Source organism: Vreelandella zhuhanensis (genome assembly GCF_009793355.1).
Classification (GTDB): Bacteria; Pseudomonadota; Gammaproteobacteria; order Pseudomonadales; family Halomonadaceae; genus Vreelandella; species Vreelandella zhuhanensis.
In genome coordinates this window covers 122,602-139,208 of record NZ_WTKP01000002.1, presented here as the reverse complement: position 1 = coordinate 139,208, position 16,607 = coordinate 122,602, and the positions used below count along the sequence as shown (strand labels likewise).

The 16,607-nt window shown below is 58.3% G+C and carries 12 protein-coding genes; 10 read left to right on the top strand and 2 right to left on the bottom strand.

Annotated features, from left to right (window positions below):
- The first annotated feature begins 12 nt into the window (after positions 1-12).
- From GPM19_RS02935 to GPM19_RS02900, 8 genes are all read left to right on the top strand, one after another.
- On the top strand, positions 13-2,019 hold the full coding sequence (locus tag GPM19_RS02935) for a heme lyase CcmF/NrfE family subunit (protein ID WP_160417391.1): 2,007 nt from the start codon (positions 13-15) through the stop codon (positions 2,017-2,019).
- The gene (locus GPM19_RS02930; RefSeq protein WP_160417390.1) at positions 2,016-2,543 is read left to right on the top strand and encodes a DsbE family thiol:disulfide interchange protein; all 528 of its coding nucleotides are present in this window, start codon (positions 2,016-2,018) and stop codon (positions 2,541-2,543) included. The genes GPM19_RS02935 and GPM19_RS02930 overlap by 4 nt, the downstream gene beginning before the upstream one ends.
- A complete protein-coding gene (locus tag GPM19_RS02925; protein WP_371829346.1) occupies positions 2,534-3,028 on the top strand; it encodes a cytochrome c-type biogenesis protein in 495 nt (164 codons plus the stop codon). The genes GPM19_RS02930 and GPM19_RS02925 overlap by 10 nt, the downstream gene beginning before the upstream one ends.
- Entirely contained in the window at positions 3,025-4,269 is a 1,245-nt protein-coding gene (ccmI, locus tag GPM19_RS02920) for a c-type cytochrome biogenesis protein CcmI (RefSeq protein WP_160417389.1), read from the top strand. Before GPM19_RS02925 ends, ccmI begins: the two co-directional genes overlap by 4 nt.
- Before the next feature lie 33 nt (positions 4,270-4,302).
- Complete coding sequence (gene smc, locus GPM19_RS02915; protein ID WP_160417388.1) at positions 4,303-7,815, top strand: chromosome segregation protein SMC; 3,513 nt, start codon at positions 4,303-4,305, stop codon at positions 7,813-7,815.
- Between the two features lie 236 nt (positions 7,816-8,051).
- Positions 8,052-9,584 carry a cell division protein ZipA gene (gene zipA, locus GPM19_RS02910; RefSeq protein ID WP_160417387.1) on the top strand — a complete coding sequence of 511 codons (1,533 nt, stop codon included), beginning with the start codon at positions 8,052-8,054 and terminating at the stop codon, positions 9,582-9,584.
- A gap of 83 nt (positions 9,585-9,667) precedes the next feature.
- Positions 9,668-11,722 carry an NAD-dependent DNA ligase LigA gene (ligA, locus tag GPM19_RS02905; protein WP_160417386.1) on the top strand — a complete coding sequence of 685 codons (2,055 nt, stop codon included), beginning with the start codon at positions 9,668-9,670 and terminating at the stop codon, positions 11,720-11,722.
- A complete protein-coding gene (locus GPM19_RS02900) occupies positions 11,719-11,994 on the top strand; it encodes a YheU family protein (RefSeq protein ID WP_160417385.1) in 276 nt (91 codons plus the stop codon). The genes ligA and GPM19_RS02900 overlap by 4 nt, the downstream gene beginning before the upstream one ends.
- A 228-nt stretch (positions 11,995-12,222) precedes the next feature.
- Here the strand turns inward: GPM19_RS02900 and mnmC are convergent, their stop codons facing one another.
- Both mnmC and GPM19_RS02890 read right to left on the bottom strand, forming a co-directional pair.
- Entirely contained in the window at positions 12,223-14,232 is a 2,010-nt protein-coding gene (mnmC, locus tag GPM19_RS02895) for a bifunctional tRNA (5-methylaminomethyl-2-thiouridine)(34)-methyltransferase MnmC2/FAD-dependent 5-carboxymethylaminomethyl-2-thiouridine(34) oxidoreductase MnmC1 (protein ID WP_160417384.1), read from the bottom strand.
- 295 nt (positions 14,233-14,527) lie between these two features.
- Positions 14,528-14,827, bottom strand: a complete 300-nt coding sequence (locus GPM19_RS02890) for a YciI family protein (RefSeq protein ID WP_114488369.1) — start codon at positions 14,825-14,827, stop codon at positions 14,528-14,530.
- 119 nt (positions 14,828-14,946) lie between these two features.
- Here GPM19_RS02890 and GPM19_RS02885 point away from each other — a divergent pair, with 119 nt between their 5' ends.
- Both GPM19_RS02885 and GPM19_RS02880 read left to right on the top strand, forming a co-directional pair.
- The gene (locus GPM19_RS02885; protein WP_160417383.1) at positions 14,947-15,861 is read left to right on the top strand and encodes a PHP domain-containing protein; all 915 of its coding nucleotides are present in this window, start codon (positions 14,947-14,949) and stop codon (positions 15,859-15,861) included.
- A gap of 93 nt (positions 15,862-15,954) precedes the next feature.
- On the top strand, positions 15,955-16,578 hold the full coding sequence (locus GPM19_RS02880) for an L-threonylcarbamoyladenylate synthase (protein WP_160417382.1): 624 nt from the start codon (positions 15,955-15,957) through the stop codon (positions 16,576-16,578).
- Positions 16,579-16,607 lie beyond the last annotated feature (29 nt).

The window sequence follows — 16,607 nt, the reverse complement described above, 5'->3', positions numbered from 1 at the left end:
TCCGGAGCCCCCATGTTGATCAAGATGATTCCTGAAATCGGCCATTTTGCGCTGATCATCGCTTTGCTGCTAGCCGCAGTGCAAGCGGTCGTGCCACTGGCCGGTGCCGCTACACGGCGTCCTTTGTGGATGGCCTACGGTCGCCCCATGGCGATGGGGCAATTTCTGTTCGTGTTGATTGCATACGCCTGTTTGACCGCCAGTTACATGCTGGATGATTTCAGCGTGGCCAACGTGGCCAATAATTCCAATTCCTTGTTGCCCTGGTATTACAAGTTCAGCGCGGTATGGGGAAACCATGAAGGGTCTGTCTTGCTGTGGAGCTTGATGCTTGCAGGCTGGGCCTGTGCGGTCGCGGTGTTCTCACGGGACTTGCCCCGGGATATGGTGGCCCGGGTACTCGGAATCCTGGGCATGGTCTGCATGGGGTTCTTGCTGTTCATTCTGGTGACCTCAAATCCGTTTGAACGCCTGTTGCTCAATATTCCCCAGGACGGCGCCGACCTTAATCCCCTACTGCAGGATTTTGGCCTGGTGGTGCATCCGCCCATGCTCTATATGGGTTATGTGGGCTTTTCGGTGGTATTCGCCTTTGCCATTGCGGCATTGCTGGGAGGGCGGTTGGATGCCGCCTGGACACGCTGGGCACGTCCCTGGACCAATCTGGCCTGGGCCTTTCTCACGGTCGGCATCGCGCTGGGTAGTTGGTGGGCTTACTACGAGCTTGGCTGGGGTGGCTGGTGGTTCTGGGATCCGGTGGAAAATGCCTCTCTGCTACCCTGGCTGTCCGGTACCGCCCTGATACACTCGCTTGCGGTGACTGAAAAACGCGGCTCGTTCAAGAGTTGGACCGTACTCCTGGCGATTACCACCTTTTCGCTGTCGTTGATGGGCACTTTCCTGGTGCGCTCCGGGGTTCTCACCTCGGTGCATGCCTTCGCCAACGATCCAGCCCGCGGCTTCTTCATTCTCGTTCTGTTGGCCATCACGGTGGCGCTATCCCTGCTGATATTCGCTCTGCGCGCGCCACGGGTGAGCCAGAACGTGGGCTTCAGCTGGTTGTCGCGGGATGCCTTGTTGCTGATCAACAATATCCTGCTGGTGATCATGACGGTGACGGTGTTGCTGGGAACCATCTATCCCTTGATTCTGGATTCCTTGGGGCTGGGCAAGATCAGCGTGGGTCCGCCTTACTTCAACTCCCTGTTCGTCCCCTTGACCGTGATCATGTGTGTCTTCATGGGGCTTGGGCCGTCTTCACGCTGGAAGCGCATGTCGGCCTCGGCATTGGCTCGCAAGCTATGGATGTCAGGGGTGGCCGCACTGGCCATCGGGATATTGGCGCCATTGGTATATGGCGGCAGCTGGAATCTCTGGGTGTCGCTGGGCATCGTCTCGGCGCTGTGGATCGTGCTGCCCATGCTGCGTGACATGTTCGACAAGACACGTAACGCCAGCTCATTTTTCGGCGGGCTGCGCAAGTTGTCGCTGGCGTACTGGGGCATGGTGTTAGGACATTTGGGTGTCGCGGTTACCATCATCGGGGTCACGGTGGTTTCCAACTACACTATCGAACGCAATGTGCGCATGACCCCCGGGGAAACGGTCGAAGTAGCGGGTTATCAGTTCACCATGACCAAGCTGGGCAGCCGCCGCGGACCCAACTTCCTGGCCGATACCTCAACGCTGCAGGTACAGCGTGGCGAGAATGGACGCAGCTTTACCATGAATCCGGAAAAGCGCCTGTATATCGCCACCGGTATGCCGATGACCCAGGTCGCGCTGCGCCCTGGCTTGTTCCGTGACCTTTATGTCGCCATGGGGGAAGACCTGGGGGATGGCAGCTGGGCCATGCGTGTGCAGTACAAGCCCTTCGTGCGCTGGTTATGGCTGGGGGCTCTGTTGATGGCTTCAGGTGGCATCATGGCGATTGCCGACAAGCGTTATCGGCGCTTGGCGGGCCGACGTGAGACGCAGCCCGGACAGATCCAAACCCCCTCTCGGGAGGCCACCGCATGAAGCGTCGTTTGTTGTTGCTGTTACCGCTGGTAGGTTTCCTGTTGCTGGCGCTTTTCTTCTATCGGGGCTTGGCACTGGATCCTTCGCATCGCGATTCAGCGTTGATGGCACGTGATTTTCCCGCCTTCGATCTGGCAACTCTGGAAGAGCCGGAAAGACGCGTGGATACTTCGCTGCTCGAAGGTGAGGTGACGTTGGTCAATGTATGGGGCGAGTGGTGTCCCGCCTGTAAGCAGGAAATGCCGCAGCTTCTGAGCCTTGCCGAACAAGGCATTCGCATGGTGGGGATCAATTACCGAGATACCCGTGAAAAGGGGCTGCAGTTTCTGGATGAATTCGGCAATCCTTTTGAAGTCAATATCTTCGATCCCGAGGGAGACCTAGGGTTCGAACTGGGAGTCTATGGGGCGCCGGAAACCTTTCTAGTCGATCGTGATGGCGTGATTCGCTACCACCATACCGGCTATATCTCTCCGACGGATGTGCGCGACACGATTTTACCGGAGGTGGAAAAATGGCAATGATCCGCCCGTTCCTGGGATTGGCGACCGCATTGGCAATGGCGCTGATGCTACTGGGAAATAGTAGCGTTGCGATGGCGGCCGGCATCGAAATTCGTGAGTTCGATGATCCGGTGATGGAGCAGCGTTACCGTGACTTGACCGGCTCCATGCGTTGCCCGTTATGCGAAAATCAGGCGATTGATGACTCGGATGCGCCGATTTCCGCCGATATGCGTCAGCGAGTGTATGTATTGCTGCAAGACGGGCGTGCGGACATCGAGATCGTCGATCATATGGTGCAACGTTTCGGCGAATACATCCTTTATAATCCGCGTCTGGAAAATCGTACCTATCTCCTCTGGGGCACCCCTATTGCGCTGACGCTGGCCGGCTTGCTGCTGGTGGTGTTAATGGTGCGTAGCCGACGCAATGCCGCGGCCCGAGCGCTGAGTCCGGAAGAGCGCGCCCGCTTAAATGACCTTATCAACCGTAAGAGGCCTAAATGACGCTGCTCTGGATCGCTTTCGCTATATTGCTGTTGCCGGCCTTGTGGTTGTTGGTCTCGCCGTTGCGCCAAGCCCGCGAGTGGCACGACGCCCAGCAAGATTTTGAAGCCAATGACACTTCTGCGGAACAGAACGTGGCGATTTTCAGACGTCGAGTAGAATCGCTCGAGGCGGCACTGGCGCGGGGTGATATCGACCAGGCACGTTTCGATGAAGATCGTCTGGAACTTGAGCGTAGCCTGCTCGAAGATACTGCCAACGATCAGCGCCGCCCGCTCAAATCGCCTTCTTCCGGGCGCTTGTTGGTGCCTCTCGCCATGCTGGTGGTAGTGATCGCCGCGGTGATCGGCTATCAGCAGGAAGGCGCAGAAGGTGACCTGGCCCTCTATGCCGTGCAGCAGGAAGTGCAGAGCCATCCCGAGGGGTCGCTGAGCATGTATATCGAGCGTCTGGAAGAACAGGCCGAGCGGCAACCCGACAACCCTAATGTCTGGTCGAGCTTGTTTCCGTTGTACCGCGATTCCGGCAAGGTGCCCGAGGCAGTGGATGCGCTGGAGCGCTTGATCGAACTCGAAGGGCGTATCCCTCCTTTGCTGGCGCAATTGGCCCAGATTCGTTTTTTCATGGCCGGACGTGAATTGACCGCCGAGGTGCAGACATTGGTCGATGAAACGCTGGAGCAGGATCCGCGCCAGCCCACCGTGCTGGGCATGTTGGGTATCGAAGCTTTTGAGCGTGGTGCTTATGAACAGGCCATTGGTCACTGGCGTCGTGCGGTGGCCAACGTTCAGGATGCTGAAACCGCCGAGTCGCTGCGCGAGGGAATTCGGGTGGCTCAGCAACGCTTGGGTGTCGAACCGGAAACAGTGGCAACCTCTGCAGCCGACGGACCGGGAATTCAGGTGCGTGTCACGCTGGATGAGACCTTGGTTGGCCAGGTTGAAGACGATGCCACCGTGTTCGTGACGGCGCGGGACCTGGAAGGGGAGCTGCCGCCACTGGCCGTGGTACGCGCGGTGGTGGGTGAGCTTCCCATGACCGTGGTGCTCAATGACAACGTCGCGATGTCGCCGCAGGCAACGCTTTCCATGGTCGATCAGGCACGCCTAATGGTGCGCGTATCACCTTCAGGCCAGGCCATGCCACAACCGGGAGACCTGTTCGGCCAATTGGATAACGTCCACGTGGGTGAGAGCGATGCTGAACCGGTAGAGGTCGTTATCGACCGTGTCTTTGAATAAAGCATTGACCGATGCACCGGCCGGGTTTAATCGATGCGTTTGATCTCGATTCGGTTGGCTGGCTTCAAATCGTTCGTTGACCCGGTGACGGTACCCTTCGATGGCAATATGACCGCCATCGTCGGGCCCAATGGCTGCGGCAAGTCCAATATCATCGATGCGGTGCGCTGGGTCATGGGTGAGTCTTCCGCCAAGACCTTGCGCGGCGAATCCATGGCCGATGTCATTTTTAATGGCGCCACCGGACGCAAGCCGGTGGGCCAGGCCGCCATCGAACTGCGCTTTGACAACCGCGACGGAAGCATGGGCGGGCTCTACGCCCAATATGCCGAAATTGCGGTCAAGCGACTGGTAACCCGAGACGGCCAGTCGAGCTATTTCTTCAACGGTCAGAAATGTCGACGGCGCGATATCGCCGACCTATTCATGGGCACCGGTCTTGGCCCGCGCTCCTACGCGATTATTGGTCAAGGCATGATTTCACGCCTGATCGAGGCTCGCCCGGATGACTTGCGTGCTACCCTCGAAGAAGCCGCGGGAATATCCAAGTACAAGGAGCGTCGGCGAGAAACCGAAAACCGCATGCGCCGCACCCAGGAAAACCTGGAACGCTTGGATGACATTCGCGAAGAGCTCGACAAGCAGCTCGATCGCTTGAAGCGTCAGGCGGAGGCCGCTCAACGTTACCGAGATCTGAAACAGCAGGAATACCGGCTCAAGGGAGAGCTGGCGCTTTTGCGTGGACGTACGTTGCGTGCCGAGCAAACTGCCCAGGAAAATCGCGTCAACGAGCTCGAAACCGCCGTCGAGCGTGATGTGCTGGGGGTCAGGCAATGTGAAAGTCGCCTTGAGCAAGCCCGTCTGGCGCATGACCGTCTGGCCGAAGACCTGGATCGTCATCAACAGCGCTTTTTCGAAACCACCACCGCCATTGCCCGCCTGGAACAGGATAGTGCCCACCGACGCAGCCGGGATGCCCAGTTGGCCAGTGATATAGCCGCTGCGGTCAAGGAACAGGTAGAGCAGCGCCAGATTCATGCCGGCGATGCCGAGCGTCTGGAGACGATTACCCAACGCCTGGCTGAGCTTGCGCCGGAACAGGCGGCGCTGGAAGAGCAGCTCGGCGATATAGAGGAAACCCAGCAACAGTGTGAGCCCGCGGCCAGGGCCGCTGAGCAGGCCTGGGAGGAAGCCAACGCCGGCTGGCAACAGGCTAGCCGTGATGCCGAGCGGCGCCAGGACCAGCTACGTGACCTGGAAAGCCGTATCACACGCCATCAAGCGGATATTCAGCGTCGCCATCAACAGCGCAGCGAACTGGAAAGCTTCGAGGCGCTTGAGATAGCCCACCAGCAAGCGCTGGAACGCTTGGCGATCGCCGAAGACCAGACCCGGGCGTTTGCCGCGCGTCGTGAAACATTGCAGCAGGCGCGTACCGAACGTCGCGACGCCCAGCAGCGCTTCGAGCAAGAGCGTGACCTCTGTCGCGACAAGGTCAGTCAATGCCAGGGAGAACTGGCATCACTTCAGGCATTGCTTGATGTCGCCCTGGCCGATCACGACCCTCAACTGAGCGAGGCACTCAAGCAGCGGGGGCTGGAAAATGCGCCTCGCCTGGGCGAAACCCTGGACGTGGCAGACGGCTGGGAGCGGGTCGTTTCCTGGGTGCTGGCGCCTTGGTTGAACGCCCGGCTGGTCGGTACGCAACAACTGAGTTTATTGGATAGCCAGGTAGCGGCGGACTGGCAGTTGGTCGATGCTGCGCAAAGCGGTGAGGCTTCTGCGGCGTCCTTGGCGGCGCTCGTTTCAGGAGCGGGGGCCCTGAGCGACTGGCTGAGCCGGATTCACTGTGTCGACAGCGGCGCAGAGGCATTGGCCATGGCCGCTCGATTGCCCGACCACTCATCTGAACGGCATAGCGTGCTTAGCCGGGATGGTGTGTGGTGTGGCAACGGCTGGCTATGCCGCCAGGGTGAAGGCGAGGGGGTGGATGCCCTGCTGGTCACCCGTCGCCGCTACGCGGACACGCAACAGCAGTTAGAACATAGCCTGACACAACTGGAAGCCTGTGAAAGCAAGCGACTGGAAGAAAGTGAACGCTTGCATGAGGTGGAGCAATCCCTCGATACCCTGGCTCAGGAAGAGCGCGACCATGCCACCGACCATCAACGCCTGGCGCTCCAGGAACGCGAACTTTCCAATCGGCTGATGCATCTGAAAAGCCGTGGCAGGGAGCTGGACGAGGAGCTTACCCAGTTGCAAGCGGATGCCTCCGAACTCGAACTGACCCTGGACGAACAGCGCGAGCAATGGGACCAGGCCATGACCCGCCTGGAAGAGGCTGCTTTGGCTCGTGAACAAGCTGAGCAGGCCAGGCAGGCGGCGCGTGAGCAACTCGGTCTTTTGCGCGAGCGTCATGCCCCGCTGAAAGATCGGCAGCAAGCCCTTGCATTGGAAACTCAGCGTTTGATGACCGAGCGTGACGGCCTGCTGGCTCAGCAATCCCGCAGCGATGACACCCAGGAGCGTCTGGCGTTACGCATAGCCGAGCTTGAGGAAATGCGCGAAGCCTTGATCGAGCCGGATGAACTGGGGCGTGAAGAGCTCGATGAGCTTTTGGAGCGCCGCGCTCGGGAAGAGCAGGGCCTCAATCAAGTGCGTCAGCAGTCCCAGGCGCTGGCCGAACAGTTGCGTGCGGATGAGCAGGCCCGCCAACAGCATGAGCGAAGCTTGGAGCAAAGTCGCGAACACCTACAGCAGCGACGCATGGATGTTCAGGCACTTTCTCTCAAGGCCGCCGCCCAGGAAGAGCAACTGGCCGAGCTGGGCCACGATGCCCAGGTGCTGGGCGAGAGCCTGGCGGTTGATGCCACTGAAACGGCCTGGCAACAGCAGCTAGAAACGACTACTGAAAAAATCCGCCGACTGGGAGCGATCAATCTGGCGGCGATCGAGGAGTATGAACAACAAGCCGAGCGGCGCAATTACCTGGAGGCCCAGCATCAGGAACTTAGCGAAGCGCTGGAGACGCTGGAGCGGGCCATCCGGCGTATCGATCAGGAAACACGGCTACGCTTCCGAGCCACCTTCGATCAAGTCAATAAAGGGCTGCAGGTCCTGTTTCCGCGTGTTTTTGGGGGTGGCGCCGCCTGGTTGACCTTGACCGGCGATGACCTTCTGGAAACCGGGGTGGCGATCATGGCACGACCTCCGGGCAAGAAAAACAGCACGATCCATCTGCTTTCAGGGGGAGAAAAAGCGTTGACGGCGCTTTCCCTGGTGTTTGCTATCTTTCAATTGAATCCTGCACCGTTCTGTATGCTGGACGAAGTGGATGCGCCCCTCGATGATGCAAACGTCGGTCGTTATGCCAAACTCGTCAAGGAAATGTCGGAAAGCGTCCAATTCATCTATATCACTCACAACAAGATTGCCATGGAAGCCGCCGAGCGTTTAATGGGGGTAACAATGCAGGAACCTGGCGTGTCTAGACTTGTCTCTGTTGGGGTGGAAGAAGCAGCTGCCTTGGCTGACGCTAGCATCTAGCAAGTAGCTAATGGCATGTTAATAGGAAGAAGTTCAATTTTTTGCATGACGCTGCGCTATTTTTGGCTAAACTCTAAAGTATTAGTTGACAGTCAAAAGTATCAATTAAGCAGTGATAGAATAAGAAAATTGGTGAAAATTGGCTCTTTTTGTAGCAATCGCGCTATGCTTGCGGGCAGTATTTATTCAGGCACGGTGACTTAGCAACAGGCAAGACGACCCATGGAATTTTCAACATGGAATTAAGAGAGTGGCTTATCATTCTGGGGCTGGCGTTAGTAACGCTGATCGTCATAGACGGTGTGCGGCGTTTACAGCGGCAGCGTCGTGTCCCTCGCCTGGACCAGGCGGAAGACAACCCTACGAATTCTACGAGTTCGGCGGCATCAGCTACCGATCCGGAAGAGGCAGCCCGCGAGGCGGAAATTAATTGGGAGCTGCCTAACGGTGGCGCGCGCGTGATTCGCTCGGCGGATTACGGTGTCGGGGAAGAAAAGCCCAAGCTCAAACGTCAAGATCATCCTGGACCTTCAAAAGTACTCTCGGAATTCCGTCGCTCTTTCAGCGCGAAGAAGGCAGAGAGTGAGAAGAAGGCAGAGAGTACTGACAAGACAAGTGCTAGCCAGGCAGACAGAGGTCATAAAGTACATAAAGGAAATAGCTCCTTTGATGCGCCGTCTAGCGAACCGCGCCGCGAACCGCATATTTCAGCATTGGGGCAGGAAGAGCAGCCTACGCCCAATGTTAACCCGGCGGCACAAGATATATGGAAAGCCGAGCCTGAAGTCGACCAGGCCGATTTGGGAAAAAATCCATCAGCCGAGCAGCAAAGCGAACCGCTAGCGTCTCCGCCCTCATCCAGTCGTCGCCAGCTGCGTGGCAATACTGCCGGTAATGACAGGGGAACCTCCCCGATGCAGGCAGAACTAGAAGAAGACCAGGAGTACGAAGAGGAAGATCGTTACCGTCTGGTCGATTTCGAAGGCCTGGGTCGCTCGTTCAAGGAGCGCTTGGCGCAACGGCGTGAAGCCAAGCAAGAGCGCAAGGCAGAAAAGGCACGTCGCGCTGCTGCGTTGGCCGAGCGTAAGACGCTTGAAGCTGAGCAACACCGCGAAGCAGAAGCCGCTGCCCAGGCCCAACGGCTGCGTATTGAGCAGGAAAAGGCCCAGGAAGCTCAAGAACAGGCCTTCCAGGAAGAACGCGAGCAAAATATTTACGAAGACGATTATTCAACCGATGATCACGAATACGTTCATCCTGCGATGGAAAAGGCCTTGCGCAACGACGTCGGTGGTGCTCACGCCAAGGAAACGTTGACCAATGCCGAGGAAGTCGTGGTCATCAGCATCATTTCACGGGACGAAGAAGGTTTCTCCGGCGGCAGGTTGCTTGACCTCATGCTGGCATGCGGTCTGCGCTACAGCAGTGAAATGGGTATTTTCCATCGTTTCGAAACCGAAAGTCCCGACAGCGAATTGCAGTTTTCCATGGTGAACATGGTCAAACCGGGCACTTTCCCGATTGAAGCCATGAGCGACTTTACGACGCCGGGTATTACGCTGTTGATGCCTTTGCCGGGTGCCGATAATAGTTCCGCTGCCTTCGAAGCCATGGTGGAAACCGCGATGGTCGTGGTGCGTCATATGGGTGGGGAGTTGAAGGATGAAAATCACAGCGTCATGACCGCGCAAACCATCGAGTTTGCCCGGCAACGTGTGCATGAATTCGAGCGCCGCCATCGCCTGAATCGTCAACTCCAGGCTCATTGATCTTTACTTCGCCAACAGCCGTCATCTATTCAAGATGACGGCTGTTGGCGTTGCCGTTATAACCGCCAGATTTGGATTGCCCGATGAGCCAGCCTGACTCCAAGACGCTTGATGAAGTGGCGCAGCTGCGTGCCGAACTCGATGAAGCCAATTACCGTTATTACGTACTGGATGACCCCACGCTCAGCGACGCCGACTACGATCGCATGATGCAGCGTCTGAAAAAAATGGAAGCAACCTACCCTGAGCTGATTACTCCCGATTCCCCCACGCAGCGTGTCGGCGCTGCTCCCGCAGCAGGTTTCCCGCAAGTCGAACATGCCATCCCCATGCTGTCGTTGGATAACGTCTTCAGTGAGAAGGATATCCAAGCCTTTGCCCAGCGCGTCGCCGAGCGTTTGGAAATACGCGCCGAGTCACTCAGCTTTAGTTGTGAACCCAAACTCGATGGAGTAGCGGTATCGCTGGTGTATGAAAAGGGTGTGCTTATCAGTGGGGCTACCCGTGGCGATGGCCGTACCGGTGAAGGGATTACTTCCAACTTGCGCACCTTGCAGACGGTTCCGCTCAAGTTAAGAAATCAGAGTACCCCTGAACTTCTCGAAGTGCGCGGGGAAGTGATCATGCGCCATGCCGGCTTCGAAGCGCTGAACGAACGCGCCCGTGAGAGAGACAGCAAGATATTTGCCAACCCACGTAATGCTGCCGCCGGTAGCCTGCGTCAGCTCGACCCTGAGGTTACCGCCACTCGTCCGTTGGAGTTTCATCCTTATCAACTGGCACGGCTTGAACCGGACATGGGCGACGAACGCCATAGCCAACTGATGCAACGTCTGGGCAAGCTGGGGTTTCGCTCGAGTGTCGAACTTGAAGTGATTAATGGCGCTGAGGCAGTGATCGATTACTGTCATCGGCTGGAGGCCAAGCGTGACCGCCTTGGCTATGATATCGATGGGGTGGTGATCAAGGTCGATGACTTGCGTTTGCAGCGCGAGTTAGGTTTTGTCGCTCGCGCCCCACGCTGGGCGGTGGCGTACAAGTTTCCGGCCCAGGAAGAAACCACTGTGGTCAATGATGTAGAGTTCCAGGTGGGACGTACCGGGGCAATTACCCCGGTGGCTCGCTTGGAGCCAGTATCGGTCGCCGGTGTGACCGTCTCCAATGCCACGCTGCATAATGCCGATGAAATTGAACGGCTGGGGGTGATGATCGGCGATACGGTGGCCATTCGGCGGGCAGGGGATGTGATTCCCCAAGTGATCCGGGTGGATAAGGATAAACGTCCTGACGATGCGCGCCCGATTGAATTTCCTACGCATTGCCCGGTATGCGGAGCCGACGTCGAACGCCTGGAAGGCGAAGCCGTAGCAAGGTGCTCCGGAGGCCTTTACTGCGCGGCCCAGCGCAAGGAGGCGCTCAAGCACTTCGCCAGCCGCCGTGCGCTGGATATCGATGGGTTGGGAGATAAGCTGATCGAGCAGCTGGTCGAGCGGGATTGGGTGAAGACGCCGGCGGATCTATTTCATCTGACGGCAGAGCAACTGGCGACACTCCCCCGAATGGGTGAAAAATCTTCCAGCAAATTGATCAGGGCGTTGGACAATGCTCGCCGAACCACACTTTCGCGTTTTATCTATGCCTTGGGTATCCGGGAAGTAGGCGAGGCGACCGCGGCTAACCTAGCTCGCCATTTCGGCACGCTTGAAGGGGTGATGCAAGCCGAAAAACCCGCCTTGGAAGCGGTGGACGATGTTGGTCCGGTGGTCGCCGCGCATGTACATACGTTCTTTCGGCAGCCGTATAATCGCGAGACCATTGACGCCTTGTTGCAAGCAGGGGTCACCTGGGAAGAAGCCCAAGTGACGCATGGCCCTCAACCACTGGAAGGCCAGACCTGGGTGTTGACCGGTACCTTGGAAAGCATGACGCGCGACGAAGGCAAGGCCCGGCTGCAAGCCTTGGGCGCCAAGGTGTCCGGCAGTGTCTCGAAAAAGACCGCCTGCGTGGTGGCGGGGGAAGACGCCGGCAGCAAACTGAGCAAGGCAGAGCAGATGGGCGTTGAGGTGATCGACGAACCCACCTTTCTTGCGCGTCTGGGAAAGTGGGAAAACAGCGTGACGCAAGGAGAGGAATCATGAGTCGCTTTATCGAAGTCCCAGCGCGCATGTTGCCGCCGGAGACATTGAATGCCCTGCTTGAAACCTTTGTCACCCGCCAAGGCTATGACACCACTGATACCGGCGAAGGCATGGCCGGCTGGGTCGTGGAGCTCAAGCGACAGCTGGAGCGCAACGAGCTGATCATCGCCCACGACCTGGAGCTGGAAATGACGGAAGTGATGACGCTGGCGCAGTGGCGTGCCTTCGGTCGCGACCTGGCCGACGACGAAGAGGAAGGCGAGCACTATTGATATAGATCAATAGTGCGGTGATTGCCTTGCTCATTTTTGGCTGCTTAGGCGATATTCGTTATGGCTTTCTGGTCATTCTGGCGTCCTCATTAGCATACCTTTAACTCCATGTTTCGGGTCATGCGCCAAGAATGGATCCGCGATGATCTTGAAAACTTCATCGAAGCCACCAAGGTGGCTCATGCAGACTCGCCCTTCAAAATTGAAATCTATTGCGGTTCCAGGAACTCAAGGACGCGGCCGTCGAATTAGTGCGCTGATCAGGCGGCGCCCGGGGTGCAGATGGTCGACCAGCGGGGCTTCAAGCGGCAGAGGCTCGTCACACATGCGTGAGGCAATCACCTCTGCACACAGCGCAGCGCTGGCCAACCCCCGCGAACCATGCGCGGCACTGATCCATAAGCCGGCATGGTGTCGCCCGGGCATCCGGCCTACCCGGCCGGCATCCTTGCTGAGTGGGGCATAGTCCGTCTGCCAGGCTTCGGCATCCGGCACCGGCCCGGCGTAGGGAGTTTTATCGGGGCTCGCGGCACGTATCGCCGCCCGGCCGGTCAGCTGGGTTGGGTCGAGCGTTGCCCCCGCCTTTTCCAGTGCCTCCACCAACGAGGGCAGAGTACGCTTGAGTTCTTCAAGGTTGCTTTGATGTTCTGCCTCGCGCAGCTCGCTTTGGGTGTCGCCGGGAATGAAGCTGGCGCCAAAGGTCAGCACTCCCTCCCAGGCCGGGGAAACATACCCACCCGCGCAGACCACACGTTTCAGATTGGCAACGCCTGAAGGCAATGCCAGCTGCGTTACCTGTCCGCGTACCGCTTGTAGCGGCAATTGACGCGTCTGGTGGAAGCTGTCGGCCAGGCTAGCGGTGGCAATCACCACCTGGTTCGTCTGCAGAGTTTCGCCGTTTTCCAGCGTCAGCAACCAGCCCTCATTCTGTGCTTTCAGACTGGCCACCTCGGCCTTTTGAAAGTGAATGCCGGGGCGTTGAGCCAAGTGGTCGCACAGCGCCTGGGGACGGACCCAGCCTGCCTGTGGATAATCCAGCGCGCCTGTGGCCTCCACCTGCATGCCGATGCGCGCTCCCGCCTGAACAGGGCTCAACGCTTCGATTAGCGTGTCTGGAAATTCATGGTCATGAGCAAAACGTGCCTGGCGTTGTGCTTCCTTTGCGGTCAACGCGAGTTGCGTCACCCCGCAATCTCGCCACAACTGCTGTTCGGGGTCGAGGCGCGCCAGCCATCGGCGGCTATGCATCAGGCCTGCCAGATAAAAGCGGCTCTGAAGATTGGTCTGTGCCGCCAGCTTGACGTAAAGCGCCCCCTGGCGATTGCCCGAGCCACCCGCGCCGGGAGCGTCGCGGTCCAGCAAGGTGACGTGGACACCCCGCCGAGCCAGGGCCTCGGCGACACTGGTGCCAGCGATACCCGCACCGATCACCGCGACATGCGACGTGGTCTGAAGCGCTGGGGGAGTGAACCAGGGGGTAGCCTTGCGCCGCTGGTCGGCAGGCGGAACTGTGATTTCACCGGCAAGCATTTCTCGCTTGCGCCCGAACCCCGGCTGTTTTCGCCAGGCAAAGCCTGCCGCTTTCAGGCCACGCTTGACGATGCCCGCACAGGTGAACGTTGCAAAAGTAGCCCCGGGTCGTGAACGTGCCGCCATGGCATCGAATAGCTCGGGTTGCCACATCTGGGGATTCTTGGAAGGGGCAAAACCGTCCAGAAACCAGGCATCCACAAGGCCGTCGAGCAACTGCAGGCGCTCGGTGGTATCGCCAAAGTGCAAATCCAGGGTGACTGCATCGCTTAACCACAGCCGATGAACGCCGCTGATGCAAGGCGGCCATTGTTCGAGTAACACCCGAGCATGGTCGGCAAGCGTGGGCCAGGCGGAAAGTGCCTGTGCAAGGTCTTCGCGTCTCATGGGGTATTTTTCAGTGGAAATCAGATGCAGCCGCGCGCCGGGCGGGGCATGCACCTCAAAGCAGGCCCAGGCACATAGCATGTTGAGGCCGCTACCAAACCCGGTTTCACCGATCACGAAAGGGCGGGGAGCCGCCCACTGTGCGAAGCGTTCGGGCAGTCGGTTGGCATGCAGAAACACATGCTCGGTTTCGGCACGTCCATCCTGGCGCGAAAAATACACATCATCGAAAGTGCGGGAGTGGGGCGCACCGTCTTGCCAGTCCAGAGGGGGTGGCGTCAGATGGGTCAGTGGCGGTAGAGCGGGAAAGCGATGAGACACGCACGACACCCCTTTTAATTAGAAAAATACAAGCGCATGAAATGGCAGGTGATAAACATCAAAGCCCATTAAGACTGAGATTGGTCATCATCGACAGTCGTCAAAATAGGTTAAAAAATAATCAATCGGTGGACAGTGCCGCTAGCTCTGGCTTAGCACAAAGCGTCCGCCGTCTTTCAACAGAGTTTTCCACAGGGTTTGTGCAAAACCCCAGCCAAAATGCCTGGGGTGGTGAAAACTGTGCTTATCCTGGGTATAAGCGGGTATAAACGGGTATAAGCGACCGGGCGAAGGGTCAGGGTAAAACTTTCTTGAAAGGCTTCACCGTTACCTGTGCATAAACGCCTGCAATCATGTAGGGGTCGACCTCCGCCCAGGCCTGCGCCGCTTCCAGACTTTCGAATTCGGCAATCACCAAGCTACCGCTGAAGCCAGCATCGCCGGGAGTTTCGGCATCAATCGCCGGATGCGGGCCGGCCAGCACCAGGCGCGCTTCATCACGCAAGGCTTCCAGGCGAGCCAGGTGATCCGGCCGTGCGGCGAGACGTCCTTCCAGACTATCGGGTACATCTTCACTGATAATGGCATACAGCATGGGACAACTCCTTGGGAAAGCCCGGCGTGATTGACCACGCGGGCGCAAGCGCGCACCATATTCGGGCGCGTCGTTAACGACATCCTATTTTGACAAACTCGCCGGACGGCGTCATTCCTATGCCCCCATTACCTTGTGCGTTTGCCACCGAGCAACGCTATTGTATCGACCTGCACATGCATTCCACGGCTTCCGATGGGGCGCTTTCGCCTACGGAACTGGTCAAACTGTGCGCCGAACGCGGCCTGACGCATATGGCGTTAAGTGATCATGACACCATGGATGGCGTGCTCGAGGCCGGTGAAGCGGCTCGTGAAGCAGGCCTTTGCCTGGTACCGGCCAGTGAGTTGTCCAGTCGCTGGCAGGGCATCAATATCCATGTGGTGGCCTTGCTGCCCGGCGGTTTGCAGGGGCCGTTGGTGGAGGCGCTCGAGCAGCAGCGATTGGCACGTATTGCCCGCGGCGAAGTGATTGCCGAACGCCTGGAGAAGCTGGGGCTGGAAAATGCGCTGACTCGGGCGCGTGAACAGGCGGGCAGCGAACGACCGTTGGGACGGCCTGACTTCGCCAATGCCCTGGTGGCGGCGGGAATGGTGCCGGATGTTGCGACCGCCTTCAAACGTTACCTGGGAAGCGGAAAACGCGGTGATGTCAAATCTCACTGGCCGGAAATCGCCCAAGTGGTGGCCTGGATCGTGGCGTCTGGAGGTGTTGCGGTATTGGCGCATCCCATGCGCCATGGCTTGACCCGACGCAAGCGCGGCTTGCTGCTGGATGCTTTCAAGGCCGCCGGGGGGCAGGCGGTGGAACTGGTCAGTGGGTATCAGAACCCCGATGCCACCCGTGACTTGGCGCGCCAGCTCGATGAGCGGGAACTCTACGCCTCGCTGGGCAGCGATTTTCACTTCCCCGGTGGACACCTGGCGCCGGGTAGCATGAGCCCGGTGCCACGTACTGCGGCACGTCCGGTGTGGCGGCATCCAAGATTGCTGCACCTTGATCAAGCCGAGCCGGGCCCATTGGCCGCCGGCTGAGCCGTTCGGTTATGCTAGGCCATGTCATGGGCATGGGTTTCGATGCCTGGTTTCTTACTGTCACACTGGTTCCTTAGGTCACAGGAGTACTGCATGAGCCAATTTTTCCAGATTCATCCGGAAAACCCCCAGAAGCGCTTGATTGATCAAGCCATCGAGATCATCCGCAAAGGCGGCGTGGTGGCCTATCCCACTGATTCGGGTTATGCCTTGGGTTGCCATCTGGGCGACAAGAAAGCCATCGACAAGATCAAATGGTTACGCTCGCTGGATGAAAAGCACAACTTTACGTTGATGTGTTCGGATCTTTCCGAGATAGGCACTTATGCCAAAGTGAACAATGACGTTTTTCGTTTGTTGAAGGCGCATACGCCCGGACCCTACACCTTCATTCTGGATGCCACCAACGAAGTGCCGCGCCGGCTGTTACATCCCAAGCGGCGTTCGATCGGGGTGCGCGTGCCGGATCACCGGATCACGCATGCCTTGCTGGAGGCCCTAGGTGAACCCTTGATGAGCGTCACCTTGATCCCGGTGGGCGAAGAGCTGCCCATGACCGATCCGGAAGAGATTCGTGAGCGTTTCGCCGCTCATCTGGATGCGATCATCGACGGCGGCGCCTGTCACCTTGAACCCACCAGCGTGATTGATCTACGCGAACTGCCGCCCAAGATCTTGCGTGAAGGCCGGGGAAATGTTGAGCCATTTAAAGCTTAAGAAATCTTAATAACCGATGCTTTACCTGT